Origin of the sequence: Streptomyces fuscigenes, assembly GCF_021556455.1 — a bacterium.
GTDB classification, from domain to species: Bacteria; Actinomycetota; Actinomycetes; order Streptomycetales; family Streptomycetaceae; genus Streptomyces; species Streptomyces fuscigenes.
This window is the reverse complement of sequence record NZ_JAKGCV010000129.1, coordinates 1-13,039: the sequence shown is the minus strand read 5'-3', so window position 1 is coordinate 13,039 and position 13,039 is coordinate 1. Positions and strand designations below refer to the sequence as shown.

The 13,039-nt window shown below is 71.7% G+C and carries 12 protein-coding genes; 2 read left to right on the top strand and 10 right to left on the bottom strand.

Annotated features, from left to right (window positions below; all coding sequences use genetic code 11):
* Nucleotides 1-303: 303 nt before the first annotated feature.
* Entirely contained in the window at nucleotides 304-507 is a 204-nt protein-coding gene (locus L1885_RS13265) for a cold-shock protein (protein WP_008738468.1), read from the top strand.
* A gap of 560 nt (nucleotides 508-1,067) precedes the next feature.
* On the opposite strand, the gene L1885_RS13260 is transcribed toward L1885_RS13265, so the two are convergent.
* The 7 genes from L1885_RS13260 to L1885_RS13230 form a co-directional block, all read right to left on the bottom strand.
* Nucleotides 1,068-2,999: an AMP-dependent synthetase/ligase gene (locus tag L1885_RS13260; protein ID WP_372481938.1), complete on the bottom strand. Its 1,932-nt coding sequence runs from the start codon at nucleotides 2,997-2,999 to the stop codon at nucleotides 1,068-1,070.
* Nucleotides 3,000-3,225: 226 nt separating this feature from the next.
* On the bottom strand, nucleotides 3,226-4,578 hold the full coding sequence (locus L1885_RS13255) for a dicarboxylate/amino acid:cation symporter (RefSeq protein ID WP_235797282.1): 1,353 nt from the start codon (nucleotides 4,576-4,578) through the stop codon (nucleotides 3,226-3,228).
* A gap of 664 nt (nucleotides 4,579-5,242) precedes the next feature.
* Entirely contained in the window at nucleotides 5,243-5,494 is a 252-nt protein-coding gene (locus tag L1885_RS13250; RefSeq protein WP_235797284.1) for a DUF4229 domain-containing protein, read from the bottom strand.
* Nucleotides 5,495-5,581: 87 nt separating this feature from the next.
* A complete protein-coding gene (locus L1885_RS13245) occupies nucleotides 5,582-6,127 on the bottom strand; it encodes a GNAT family N-acetyltransferase (RefSeq protein ID WP_235797281.1) in 546 nt (181 codons plus the stop codon).
* A 14-nt stretch (nucleotides 6,128-6,141) separates the two neighbouring features.
* Entirely contained in the window at nucleotides 6,142-7,305 is a 1,164-nt protein-coding gene (gene mqnE / locus L1885_RS13240; protein WP_235797280.1) for an aminofutalosine synthase MqnE, read from the bottom strand.
* A gap of 168 nt (nucleotides 7,306-7,473) precedes the next feature.
* A complete protein-coding gene (locus tag L1885_RS13235; protein WP_235797279.1) occupies nucleotides 7,474-7,926 on the bottom strand; it encodes an Lrp/AsnC family transcriptional regulator in 453 nt (150 codons plus the stop codon).
* 74 nt (nucleotides 7,927-8,000) lie between these two features.
* Complete coding sequence (locus L1885_RS13230) at nucleotides 8,001-8,714, bottom strand: UbiX family flavin prenyltransferase (protein ID WP_235797278.1); 714 nt, start codon at nucleotides 8,712-8,714, stop codon at nucleotides 8,001-8,003.
* 139 nt (nucleotides 8,715-8,853) lie between these two features.
* Here L1885_RS13230 and L1885_RS13225 point away from each other — a divergent pair, with 139 nt between their 5' ends.
* Complete coding sequence (locus L1885_RS13225) at nucleotides 8,854-9,471, top strand: rhomboid family intramembrane serine protease (RefSeq protein ID WP_235797277.1); 618 nt, start codon at nucleotides 8,854-8,856, stop codon at nucleotides 9,469-9,471.
* 27 nt (nucleotides 9,472-9,498) lie between these two features.
* On the opposite strand, the gene L1885_RS29175 is transcribed toward L1885_RS13225, so the two are convergent.
* From L1885_RS29175 to L1885_RS13210, 3 genes are all read right to left on the bottom strand, one after another.
* Nucleotides 9,499-9,807, bottom strand: coding sequence for a Uma2 family endonuclease (locus tag L1885_RS29175; RefSeq protein WP_308117321.1), 309 nt, complete (start codon nucleotides 9,805-9,807; stop codon nucleotides 9,499-9,501).
* A gap of 401 nt (nucleotides 9,808-10,208) precedes the next feature.
* A complete protein-coding gene (mqnP, locus tag L1885_RS13215) occupies nucleotides 10,209-11,132 on the bottom strand; it encodes a menaquinone biosynthesis prenyltransferase MqnP (protein ID WP_308117320.1) in 924 nt (307 codons plus the stop codon).
* The gene (locus L1885_RS13210) at nucleotides 11,129-12,580 is read right to left on the bottom strand and encodes a menaquinone biosynthesis decarboxylase (protein WP_235797276.1); all 1,452 of its coding nucleotides are present in this window, start codon (nucleotides 12,578-12,580) and stop codon (nucleotides 11,129-11,131) included. Before L1885_RS13210 ends, mqnP begins: the two co-directional genes overlap by 4 nt.
* Nucleotides 12,581-13,039: the final 459 nt, after the last annotated feature.

Sequence of the window (13,039 nt, the reverse complement as noted above, 5' to 3'; positions counted from 1 at the left end):
CGCCTCACCGCCGCGCCGTCCCTACCCGTGGGGGCGTGCGCCGGGGGCCGCGCGCCCCCACGGCGGCGGCGTCCGGGCGGTGCGTGGCAGGTCGTCGCGCCGCGGGCGGCCGGGACGCGAGATGAACAATGATCTTTGCCTCTACCGTCGCACGGATCGCCCGTGCTAGGCTCGCCGCAAGTTGCAGTTTGGTTTCCCTTGCAGTACAGAGCCTGCGGAGCATGTGACCCCGCAGGCTTTTGTAGTTTTCAGACTTGTTTGCAGGTTCTGGAGCAGGGCAACCCTTTGGCCCAAGGAGGGCTTATGGCTACCGGAACCGTCAAGTGGTTCAACGCTGAAAAGGGCTTCGGCTTCATCGCCCAGGACGGCGGCGGCCCGGATGTCTTCGTCCACTACTCCGCGATCAACGCGTCTGGTTTCCGCTCCCTCGAGGAGAACCAGCTCGTGAACTTCGACGTCACCCAGGGCCCCAAGGGCCCGCAGGCGGAGAACGTCACCCCGGCCTAGTGCCACGGGTCGGCGATCGCGCACGACTTGAATGAGCAGTACCAAGGGGCCCCACCCCGTCGCCCAGGCGGCGGGAAGGGGCCCCTGCACCTTTTGCGGGCCCTGCCCGGGCAATCCTGCCGGAACGTTCCGGCAGGGGCGGCCCGATTGCGGCGGGCCCGTTCTCGGGCGCTGATTGCCCGCCCCGCCGAAAGGGCCCCGGCCGACGGCCCCGCCCGCCACGGTCGCGCCCTTTTCGGGAGTCTCCGGCAATCCCGCCCACGGCCGGTACGGGCCCGGCACGGCCGTTTTCCCGGTTCCATCGGGGTCGCCCTCACCCGGTCCACCCCTTTCGGGACTTTCGTTCCTCTTCTGGGCGGTTCCGTTCCGGGCGGCCTTTGTCCCGTCGAGGTCCTTTCACTCGCTTTCCGGCGTTTTCCCCGAAGCCGGAATGCGGCCCGCTTCCCTCGGCGCAGAGGCTTCCCCCGGCGCAGCCGCTTCCCCCGGCGCAGCCGCTTCTCGGCGCTACCGCTCCGGTGGGCGCCGCCGCCTCCCCGGCGGTGCCGTACCGCCCGCTGATCTCACTTCTCGTACATCTTCGCTATCTCGTCCGCGAAGTCCCGGGTGATCTCCGCGCGCCGCAGCTTCATCGACGGCGTGAGGTGGCCGTTCGCCTCGGTGAAGTCCCTGGTCAGGACGAGGAAGCGACGGATCGACTCGGCGCGCGAGACCAGCCGGTTCACCTCGTCCACGGCCCGCTGGAGGATGCCCCGCAGATCCTCCTCCTCCGCCTCGGGCGACGACTGGCCGGCCGGCATCCGCCTGCGGCGCATCTCCCGCCAGTGCGCGAGGCCCGCCGCGTCGAGGGTGATGAGGGCCGTGATGTACGGACGGTTGTCGCCGGTCACCATGCACTGGTTGATCAGCGGGTGGGCCCGCAGCCAGTCCTCCAGCGGCGCCGGGGCGACGGACTTGCCGCCGGTCGTGATGATGATGTCCTTCTTGCGCCCCGTGATCGACAGGTAGCCCTCGGCGTCGAGTTCGCCCAGGTCCCCGGTGGCGAACCAGCCGTCCTCGTCGGTCTCCGGGACCGGCGCGCCCTTCTCCGCGTCCCAGTACCCGGCGAAGACGTGCCCTCCGCGCAGCATCACCTCGCCGTCGTCGGCGATCCGCACGGCCGTGCCGGGGATGGGCCAGCCGACCGTGCCCATGCGCGGCCGGCCGGGCGGCGTGCAGGTGGCGGCCGCCGTGGTCTCCGTCAGGCCGTAGCCCTCGAAGATCTCGACGCCGACGCCCGCGTAGAACGAGGCGAGGCGGCGGCCGAGGGGCGAGCCGCCGCAGATCGCGTATTTGACGCGGCCGCCGAGCGCCGCCCTGATCCGCCGGTGCACGAGCGGGTCGTAGAGGGCGCGGGTGGCCCGCAGCATGGTGGTCGGGCCGGGGCCCGTGCCGTGCTCGGCTGCCTCCAGGGCCTCCCCGTAGCGGCGGGCGATCCGCGCGGCGCGGTCGAAGGACGAGGCGCGCCCCATCCGCTCGGCCTTGGCGCGTGCCGTGTTGTAGACCTTCTCCAGGACGTAGGGAATGGCGAGCAGGAACGTAGGCCGGAACGCGGCGAGGTCGGCGAGCAGGGCGTCCGTCTCGACGGACGGGGCGTGGCCGAGCCGCACCCGGGCCCGGAGGCAGGCCACGGAGACCATCCGGCCGAAGACGTGGCTGAGCGGCAGGAAGAGCAGGATCGACGCCGGTTCCTTGCTGACCGTCGTGAACACCGGGTACAGCAGGGCGACAGCGTTGTCGACCTCGGAGAAGAAGTTGCCGTGCGTCAGCGCGCAGCCCTTGGCCCGCCCGGTCGTGCCCGACGTGTAGCTGAGGGTGGCGAGGCTGTCGGGGGTCAGGGCGGCCCGTCTCTCGGCGAGCACGTCGGGGCCGATGCCCGCGCCGGCCTCGCGCAGCCGGTCGAGGCCCCCGTCGTCCAGTTCCCACAGGTGCGTCATGCGGGAGAGCTGGCGGCGTTCCTGGCGCACGAGGGCGGCCTGCGCCGCGTCCTCCACCACGCACGCAATCGCGCCGGAGTCCTGGAGGATCCAGCGGGTCTGGAACGCGGACGACGTCGGGTAGATCGGCACGGTCACCAGGCCCGCGGCCCAGGCCGCGAAGTCGAGCAGCGTCCACTCGTAGGTCGTACGGGCCATGATCGCGAGCCGGTCCCCCGGCATCAGGCCCTCCGCGATCAGCCCCCGGGCGACCGCCCCGACGTCCTCCGCGAACGCCGCCGCGGTCACGTCCCGCCAGGTACCGTCGGGCAGCTTGCGGCTGATGACGATGTCGTCGGGGGCCTGGCGGACGTTCTCGTACGGGATGTCGGCGAGCGATCCGCCGCGCACGGCGGGCGCGAACGGGGCGACGTACGCCTCGCGCACCACCCCGCCGACGGTCACGACGTCGGGCGGTACCACCTCGTGCGGAGGCTGGGTGATCGGCGGCGTGGACGGCCCGGTTTCGGCGGTGGACACGGGCGGCTCCTCGAGGTGGGCGGCGCTCCTGAGGAACGCTCAGACGTGACCCTAAGCGGAACTGGCCGGTCGCGAACACCTGGGCGGCAGCGGCGGGTTCGGCGGTGGCGGCGCAGCGGGCCGCCCGCGGGGGTCCGCTCCGTGCCGGACGGGCGCACGACGACGGGCCTCCCCCGCCCCCGCACGGGGAGGGAGAGGCCCGTCGCGCCGCGGCAGCGGTGGCGCGTCACACCGCGGCGGTGAGCTCCTTCTCGCGCGGCTCGGCCCCGGTCGCGGCGTCCTCCACCGGCGAGGCGGTGGCCGACGCGAAGGCCTCGCGGTCCAGGATGTTCTCCCGCGCGGCGACGATGATCGGCGCGACGATCTGGCCGGCGACGTTCGTGGCCGTGCGCATCATGTCGAGGATCGGGTCGATCGCGAGCAGCAGGCCGACGCCCTCCAGCGGGAGGCCGAGCGTCGACAGGGTCAGCGTCAGCATGATGGTCGCGCCGGTGAGGCCGGCGGTCGCGGCCGAGCCGATCACGGAGACGAACGCGATCAGCACGTAGTCCTGCACGCCGAGGTGCACGTCGAAGATCTGCGCGACGAAGATCGCGGCGATGGCCGGGTAGATCGAGGCGCAGCCGTCCATCTTGGTGGTGGAGCCGAACGGCACGGCGAACGAGGTGTACGTCTTTGGCACGCCCAGGCGCTCCGCCGCCTTCTGCGTGACCGGCATGGTGCCGACCGAGGAGCGCGAGACGAAGCCGAGCTCGATGGCGGGCCAGGCGCCCTTGAAGAACTGCAGCGGGTTGACCTTGGCGACCGTGGAGAGCAGCAGCGGGTACACGCCGAACAGCACGATCGCGCAGCCCACGTACACGTCCGCGGTGAAGGTGGCGTACTTGCCGATGAGGTCCCAGCCGTAGTCGGCGATCGCGTAGCCGATCAGGCCGATGGTGCCGAGCGGGGCGAGCCTGATGACCCACCACAGGGCCTTCTGGAGCAGTTCGAGCACGACCTCGCTGAGCGTGAGGACGGGCTTGGCGCGCTCGCCGACCTTGAGCACCGCGATGCCGGCGACGGCGGCCATGAACACGATCTGCAGGACGTTCAGTTCGCTGAAGGGCGTGATGACGTCCGTCGGGATGATGCCGGTGAGGAAGTCGATCCAGGAGCCCGAGTGCTCGGGCAGCTTGCCGTCCTTCGGCGTCAGGTCGGTGCCGGAGCCGGGGTTGGTGATCAGGCCGATCGCGATGCCGATCGCGACCGCGATCAGCGACATGATCATGAACCAGAGCAGGGTGCGGGTCGCGAGCCTGGCCGCGTTGTTGACCTTGCGGAGGTTGGTGATGGACACCAGGATCGCGAAGAAGACGAGCGGGCCGACGGCCAGCTTCAGCAGTTGGACGAAGAGGTGGCCGACCTTGTCCAGCGTGGTGACGAGCCAGCCGATGTCCTGGCTCCGGGCGAGCCAGCCGAGCAGCGCGCCGATGACGAGGCCGGCGACTATCTGGGCCCAGAAGGGGACCTTGGGCAGGGACCGGCTGCGGGGTCCCTCGGGACCCGCGGTGGTGCCGGCTGCGGTGTTGGCGGACACGGACGCTCTCCTGACGTGACGTGACGGGGACGGGCGGGGCGGGGCTGTCCGGCCCCGGCGGCCGTTCCCGCGCCGCGCGGTCCGCACGGGCGCCTCGCGGGATGCGCGACGTGCCGCTGTACGGACATGACGGGGCCGGGCCGGACGCCGGGGACCGTGAGGGTCAGACCGAGCGGCGACAGACCGCGGACATGCAGCGGCAGAGATCGACGTGCAGGCGCGACACGAGCGCGGTGCTCATGCCAAGTTCGGTATGCACGGATCTGGTCATGGGCGACAGTTAACACGGGGTCTTTGGGATACTCAAAGCCATTCTTTGAGCCAACATTGCCCGGTCTCGGGACACCGCACGACAACGCCCCCGTCTCCCCAGGGCAGTTGGGGAGACGGGGGCGTCATGGTGTGTGAGCCGAATCACTGGCCGCGTCCGGCGCGCCGATCGGTGGCGCGCCCGTCGAGCCGACAGGACGGCGAGCCCCGGGAGGGGACGGGCCGTGCTCCACGTGACGGGCCGTTCGAGGACCGGCCGCCGCGTCGTGCGAGGGGCCGGCGTCCCGGTGGCCGGGCGCCAACCGCACGACCGGCAGCCGCGTCGCGTGGAGGTCGAAGCGCGGGCGTGCGGAGAGCGGTCCGGGCGGCCGGCAGGTGCCCGGGCGGGCCGTCGCTACTCGACGTCCTCGCTCGCGCGGTTCGCCTCGAGCCGGGCGCGGGCGCGGTCGACCCGGCCGGAAACCTTCACCGACATCTCGTCGCGCTGCTTGCGCAGCACCACGAAGCTGATCGGCGCCGAGATGATCAGGGCGAGCAGCAGCACCCAGATGCCGTTCGAGGCGCCGAGGCCGCGCGGCACCACGCCGACCCGGGTCAGGGCCGCGACCACGACCAGGCACCCGATGAAGATGGCGATGCGCGCCATCGTGTAGCGGACTGTCACTCCTGGCTGCCGGATCACTGAGCGCCTTCTTCCTTCCGGGCTGTTGCCTTCCAGTGAAGCACGGGGGCCTCAGGCGGCCTGCAGCGGGAGCAGCATGACGACGTCGTCGCGGTCGTCGCCGGGCGCGACGCGGATCGCGCCGGGCACCCGGCCCACTTCCTTGTAACCGCACGCCTCGTAGAAGCGGTCGGCGCCGGTGCCGCCGCGGCAGGTCAGCCGTATGGCCTCGATGCCGTCGATGCCGCGGGCCGCCTCGGCCGCGGCGGCCATCAGCTGCCGTCCGTACCCCTTGCCCTGGTGCTTCGGGTGGACCATCACCGTGTACAGCCACAGCCAGTGGCGCATCAGCCGGTGCGTGTTGAGCGTGAGGAACGCGGTCGCGGCGACCGCACCCTCGTCGTCGTACCCCACCAGCAGGTGGGTGCGGCCCTCCGCCATCGCGGCGAGGTGCTTGACCAGTTCGGGACGTATGTCCTCGGGCGACACCGGCGGCACGAAGCCGACGGCGCCGCCCGCGTTGGACACGTCCGCCCACAGCGCGAGCAGGCCGTCCCGCAGGGGGCGGCCCTCCCGCGCCACGTCGAAGGAGGGGTCGAGCCGGAACGTGAGCGACATGCCTGCCTGCTTCCTCACACCCGCATCGGCTGCGGCGACTCGCGGCGCGAGGCGTCGGGGCCCGGGTACTCACGGACCGTCTCGTAGCGCGTGTTGCGCTCGATGGGACGGAAGCCCGCGTCGCGGATCAGGTCGAGCAGGTCCTCGCGGGACATCTTGTTCGGCGTGCCGTAGTTGTCCGCGTCGTGCGTGATCTTGTACTCGACGACCGAGCCGTCCATGTCGTCCGCGCCGTGCTGGAGCGCGAGCTGCGTGGTCTGCAGGCCGTGCATGACCCAGAACACCTTGACGTGCGGGACGTTGTCGAACAGCAGCCGCGAGACGGCGAAGGTCTTCAGCGCCTCCGCGCCGGTCGCCATCGTCGTGCGCGCCTGGAGGCGGTTGCGGACCTTGCCGTCCTTCATGTCGACGAAGTCGTGCTGGTAGCGCAGCGGGATGAAGACCTGGAAGCCGCCGGTCTCGTCCTGGAGCTCGCGCAGCCGCAGCACGTGGTCCACCCGGTGCCTGGGCTCCTCGATGTGTCCGTACAGCATCGTGCACGGGGTCTTGAGGCCCTTCTCGTGCGCGAGGCGGTGGATGCGGGACCAGTCCTCCCAGTGGGTGCGGTGGTCCACGATGTGCTGCCGGACCTCCCAGTCGAAGATCTCGGCGCCGCCGCCGGTCAGCGACTCCAGGCCCGCTTCGATCAGCTCGTCCAGGATGTCCGAGGCGGACATGCCGGAGATCGTCTCGAAGTGGTGGATCTCGGTGGCGGTGAACGCCTTGAGGGAGACCTGCGGGAGGGCCTCCTTGAGCGCCTTCAGCGAGCGCGGGTAGTAGCGCCACGGCAGCGACGGGTGCAGGCCGTTGACGATGTGCAGCTCGGTGAGGTTGTCGCCCTCCATCGCCTTCGCGAGGCGGACGGCCTCCTCGATGCGCATCGTGTACGCGTCCTTCTCGCCCGGCTTGCGCTGGAACGAGCAGTACGCGCAGGACGCCGTGCACACGTTCGTCATGTTCAGGTGGCGGTTGACGTTGAAGTAGACCGCGTCGCCCGCCTTGCGCGTGCGCACCTCGTGGGCGAGGCCGCCGAGCCAGGCCAGGTCGTCGGACTCGTACAGCGCGACGCCGTCCTCGCGGGACAGCCGCTCGCCGTCGCGGACCTTCTGCTCCAGCTCGCGCTTGAGCCCCGCGTCCATATAGCCGCTCCCTTGTTGCCGGTGTCGGCCCGTCGATTGGGCCGATTCGAGATTACGCCCCCTTTTGGGGCACCTCCGCGGGGGTCCCGCTCGGGGCGCCCCCGCGGGGCCTTGCGGGGGACGCGCCCGCGCGGCCCCCGGGCCGGGGGCCGCGCGGGCGAGGCGACGTCACTCCTCGGGGAGCTCCCCCACGCGGTTCTCCCACTTGGTGGACAGGACCACCGTGGTGCGGGTGCGGGAGACGCCCTTGGTGCCGCTGAGGCGGCGGATGGTGCGCTCCAGGCTGTCCACGTTCTCGCCGCGCACCTTGAGCATGAACGAGTCGTCGCCCGCGATGAACCAGCAGTCCTCGATCTCGCCGAGGTCGCGCAGACGCTGCGCCACGTCCTCGTGGTCGGCCGCGTCGGACAGCGAGATGCCGATGAGCGCCACGACGCCCAGGCCGAGTGACGCGGAGTCCACGGTGGCGCGGTAGCCGGTGATGACGCCGGCGGTCTCCAGGCGGTTGATCCGGTCGGTGACGCTGGGGCCCGAGAGCCCGACGAGCCTGCCGAGTTCGGCGTAGGAGGCTCTGCCGTTCTCCCTGAGGGCCTGGATGAGCTGCCTGTCCACGGCGTCCATATGCCTGATGCCTTCCATCATTCAGCGATTCAGCAAGATTACAAGGCAGAGCGAAGGCCGTCGGGCCGACAGCCCTACGATCCCGATCCCGGCGGCCTCGATCCGCCGCCGAGCTCCCCCTCCCAGCGGCGGTAGAGGGTGTGGGGCACGCCCACGGCGTCGAGCACGCGTCCGGCGACGAAGTTGACCAGGTCCTGGATGTGGGTGGCGCCCGCGTAGAAGCCCGGCGACACCGGCAGCACGACGGCGCCGAGGCCGTCCAGCGCGACGAGGTGGCGCAGGGTCTGGCCGCTCAGCGGGGTCTCCCGCACGGCCACGACCAGCGGGCGCCGCTCCTTGAGCGTCACGCTCGCCGCGCGCTGCAGCAGGTCCTTCGACAGGCCGAGCGCCACGCCCGCGGCGCTCGCCGTGGACGCGGGCACGATCAGCATGCCGCGCGCCGGGTACGACCCCGAGGAGGGCCCGGCGGCGAGGTCCCCGGCCGCCCAGTGCCGCACCCCGCTCAGGTCGGGTGCCGCGAAGGCGTCCGGCTTCCCGTCGGCCCCGCGCGCGAGCCAGGCGGCGAGATCGTCGCGCCAGTGCCCGTCGCGGAAGGAGATCCCCGTCTCGTCGAGGAGGGTGAGGCGCGCGGCCCGGCTGACGATCAGGTCGACGCTCTCGCCGGCGGCGAGCAGGCCGCGCAGTACGGCCGCCGCGTAGGGCGTGCCGGACGCGCCGGACACCCCGACGACCCAGGGCCGGCGGGGGGCGGGGGCTTCGGGCCCGGGCGCGCCCGCGGAGGTGCTCACACACATGACCCTATCCGGCGCGGCGCGGCTGGAACCCGGGGCGGGGTGCCGCACGTTTCACGCACGTCAGGCTCGGGAGCAGGGGGCTGCGATGGCGTACGGGACAGATCCGACGAACACAGCGGGGCGTGCGTCCCGCATGCTCCGATCCGGGCGCGCGGGCGCGGGCACCGGACGGGTGAAGGCCGCGGGCGCGGTCATGATCGGCTGGGTGGCGCTGCTGTGGGTGCTGCTCGGGGTGGACGAGGCGACGGGCGAGTCGCTGAACACGCTCGGCATCACGCCCCGCAGGCCCGGCGAGCTGCTCGACATCATCCCGGCGGCGTTCCTGCACGGCGGGGTGGCGCATCTGCTGTCCAACACGTTCCCGCTGCTGGTGCTGGGTTTCCTGGTGGCCCTCGGCGGCCTGCGCCGGTTCTTCGGGATCGTACTGACCATCACGGTCGTCAGCGGGCTCGGCGTCTGGCTGACCGCACCGGCGAACTCGGTCACCATCGGCGCGTCCGGTGTGATCTTCGGGCTGCTGGCGTTCCTGGTGATCACGGGCTTCGTCAACCGCCGGGCCTGGGAGGTCGTCCTCGGCCTCGTCATCCTCGCCGTCTACGGGTCGATCCTGCTGGGCGCGCTGCCCGGCAACCCGGGGGTGAGCTGGCAGGCGCACGCGTTCGGCCTGGTCGGCGGGGTCCTGGCGGCGTTCTTGTTCCGGCGCGAGCGGCGGCCCCGGCCGGGCACGGGTTCGCTGCCGCCGGGGCTGTAGGCAGACCCCTCGCCGGGCGGCCGGACGTCAGCGGGCGGGCGCGCTCGCGTCGCGGGGCAGGTCCCGCGTGCCGACCGTCAGCGCGCCGAGGGCGGTGTCCACGGTGACGTCCTTGCCGTACGGGAGCGTGTCGCGGCCCTGGTAGCCGCCGGGGGACGGGTGACAGAAGGCGGCGCAGTGCCCCTGGTAGGGATCGAGGACCAGGTAGTTCGCGATGCCCCGGGCGGCGTAGAGCTTCGGCTTGATCTCGTAGTCGCGCCGGACGCTGCCGGGCGACACGACCTCCACGACGAGCTCGATGAGGTCGGGGTCGTAGGCGCTGAGGTTCTCCGCCACCGCGTCCTGCGGGATGACCGCGAGGTCCCGGACAGAGCTCCGTCTCCACGTCGAAGACGAAGGCCACGTCCGAGGCGAAGCCCCAGTCGGGCCCCACCTGGCTCTCCAGCGTGTTCCATACGCGCCGGATCGTCTCGTTGTCGTGAGGGCGGACGGGGCTCACCATGATGCTGGCTTCAACGATTTCCATTCGGTACCCGGGGAAAGAATCCTCGAACCGGGCAAGCTGCGAATGCAGGCGTTCGGCCTCGGTGCTCATCACGGTGGCCCTCGCTTCCTGCTTGCCATGGTCAGCGGCAGCGTATGTACGGGCCCGCATACCGAAACAAGCAGATCGGCGACTTTTCACGCGAGGCAGTGAACGTCTGCACCGGGTTGTCCCCTCGCGGCCGGCGCGCCGTTCAGCCGCGCAGCCCCCGGACGATCAGGTCCAGCAGCGCGAAGACGAAAAGCGCGATCCCGATGAAGCCGTTGACCTGGAAGAACGCGCGGTTCAGGCGGGAGAGGTCGTGCGGGCGGACGATCGTGTGCTCGTAGAGGAACGCGATCGCGACCACGGCGAGGCCCACCCAGTACAGGACGCCCGCGCCGGTGGCGACGCCGTACCAGGCCAGCAGTCCCGTCGTGACGAGGTGCGCGGCGCGCGCGCCGTGCAGGGCGGCGGGGATGCCGAAGCGGGCCGGGACCGACTTCACGCCGTGCGCGCGGTCGGCCCGCACGTCCTGGCAGGCGAAGATCAGGTCGAAGCCGCCAATCCACACGCCGACGGCCAGGCCGAGGATCACCGCGTCCCACGACCAGGAGCCGGTGATCGCGATCCAGGCGCCGATCGGGCCGATGGCCTGCGCGACGCCGAGGATGGCGTGCGGGAAGGACGTGAACCGCTTGCCGTAGGGGTACAGCACCATCGGTACGGCGGCGGGCAGCGCCAGCGCCAGGCACAGCGGGTTGAGCAGCGCGGCCGCCGCGAGGAACACGAGCAGCGCGATGATCGCGCCCGTCCACGCCGAGCGCACCGACACCGCGCCCGTGACGAGTTCGCGGGTGGCGGTGCGGGGGTTGCGCGCGTCGATCTCCCGGTCGATGATCCGGTTGCAGGCCATCGCGAAAGTGCGCATGCCGACCATCGCGACGGTGACCAGGACGAGCTTCCACCAGTGGACGCTGTCGTCGAGGCGCTCCATCGCCGTCAGCGCGGCGATGTACGCGAACGGCAGCGCGAACACCGAGTGTTCGATCATCACGAGCCGCAGGAAGGCCCGGACCTTGTTGCCGTGCGGGATCGGTTCGGGGTTCCCGAGGGCCCCGTCCGCCGTCGTACTCACAGGCCGTACTCCTTCCACCGGCGGTCGACCAGCGCCGCCGTCTCCTGGTCCGGCACGACCATATGCGGCCAGCCGCCGTCGCGCGTGTACCCCTCCTCGGGCAGCTTCCTCGTCGCGTCGATGCCCGCCTTGCCGCCCCAGAACTGCTGGTAGGACGCGTGGTCCAGGTGGTCGACCGGGCCCTCGACGACGGTGAGGTCGCGCGCGTAGTCGGTGTTGCCGAGCGCCCGCCAGGCCACCTCGTGGAGATCGTGCACGTCGCAGTCGGCGTCGACCACGACGATGAGTTTCGTCAGCGACATCATGTGCGCGCCCCAGATCGCGTGCATGACCTTCTGGGCGTGCTTGGGGTACTTCTTGTCGATCGAGACGATCGCGCAGTTGTGGAAGCCGCCGGCCTCCGGCAGGTGGTAGTCCACGATGTCCGGCACGATGATCTTCAGCAGCGGCAGGAAGAAGCGCTCGGTGGCGCGCCCCAGGGGCCCGTCCTCGGTCGGCGGGCGACCGACCACGATCGACTGGAGCAGCGGGCGCCTGCGCATCGTCACGCAGTCGATCGTCAGGGCGGGGAACTCCTCCTGCGGCGTGTAGAAGCCGGTGTGGTCGCCGAACGGCCCCTCGGGCAGGGTCCTGCCCGGCTCCAGCCAGCCCTCCAGCACGACCTCCGCCGCGGCGGGCACCTGGAGCGGGACGGTCTTGCAGTCCACCATCTCGATGCGCCGGCCCTGCACGAAGCCGGCGAACAGGTACTCGTCGATGTCGCCGGGAAGCGGCGCCGTCGAGGCGTACGTCACGGCGGGCGGGCAGCCGAACGCGATCGCCACCGGCAGCCGCTCGCCGCGCCGCGCCGCCACGGCGTAGTGGTTGCGGCTGTCCTTGTGGATCTGCCAGTGCATGCCGATGGTGCGGCGGTCGTGGCGCTGGAGGCGGTAGAGGCCGAGGTTGCGCACGCCGGACTCGGGGTCCTTGGTGTGGGTGAGGCCCAGGTTGAAGAAGGAGCCGCCGTCCTCGGGCCACGTGAACAGCGCGGGCAGCTCGTCGAGGTCGACGTCGTCGCCGGTGCGCACGACCTCCTGGACCGGGGCGTCCTTCACCTTCTTCGGCGGCACGTGCACCATCGAGCCGAGCTTGCCGAAGGCGTCCCGCACGCCGACGAAGCCGTGGGGCAGTTCGGGCTTGAGCAGGCCGCCGATCTTCTCGCTGATCTCCGCGTACGAGGACAGGCCGAGCGCCTTCAGCAGGCGGCGGTCCGTGCCGTACACGTTCATGGCGAGGGGCATGGACGAGCCGCGCACGTTCTCGAAGAGGAGCGCGGGGCCGCCCGCCTTGTTCACCCGGTCGGTGATCTCCCCGACCTCCAGGTACGGGTCGACCTCGGCCTTCACGCGCTTGAGGTCGCCCTCGCGCTCCAGGGCCCGAAGCAGCGAGCGAAGATCGTCGTAAGCCATGTCCCCCAGTATCGGCCACGGGTCGGACAGGCCCCTTCACCGGGCCCGGGGGTGGCGCCGGCGGGCCGCCGTGCCGCGCGGCCGGCGGAAGCTGTCCCCGATGCGCCCGCCCCCTCGGCGCTCCGGCCCGCTCGACGCGTCCGCCGGCCGCCGCACTCTCCGCACTCCGGCCCGAGGCGCGTCCGCCGGCCGCCGCGCCCTCGCACCCGCGTTCGCGCTCATCACTCGTACGGGGCGAACCGGGCGGCTCCCCGCGACCGCGGCCCGTGCGCGCGCGGCGCCCCCGTACGCGGCGCGGTACCCGGTGCGGTGTCCCGGGACGGCCCCGGCAGGTGAAGTCGCGGTGAGCTTCAGGGGCGCGGTCGCGGCGCCCGGCCCTCCGCGCGCCCCGTGTCCACCACCGCGCGCCGGGCGCCGGGCACGGCCGCCGCGAGTACGGTTGACGCGCCGTCAGCGAAC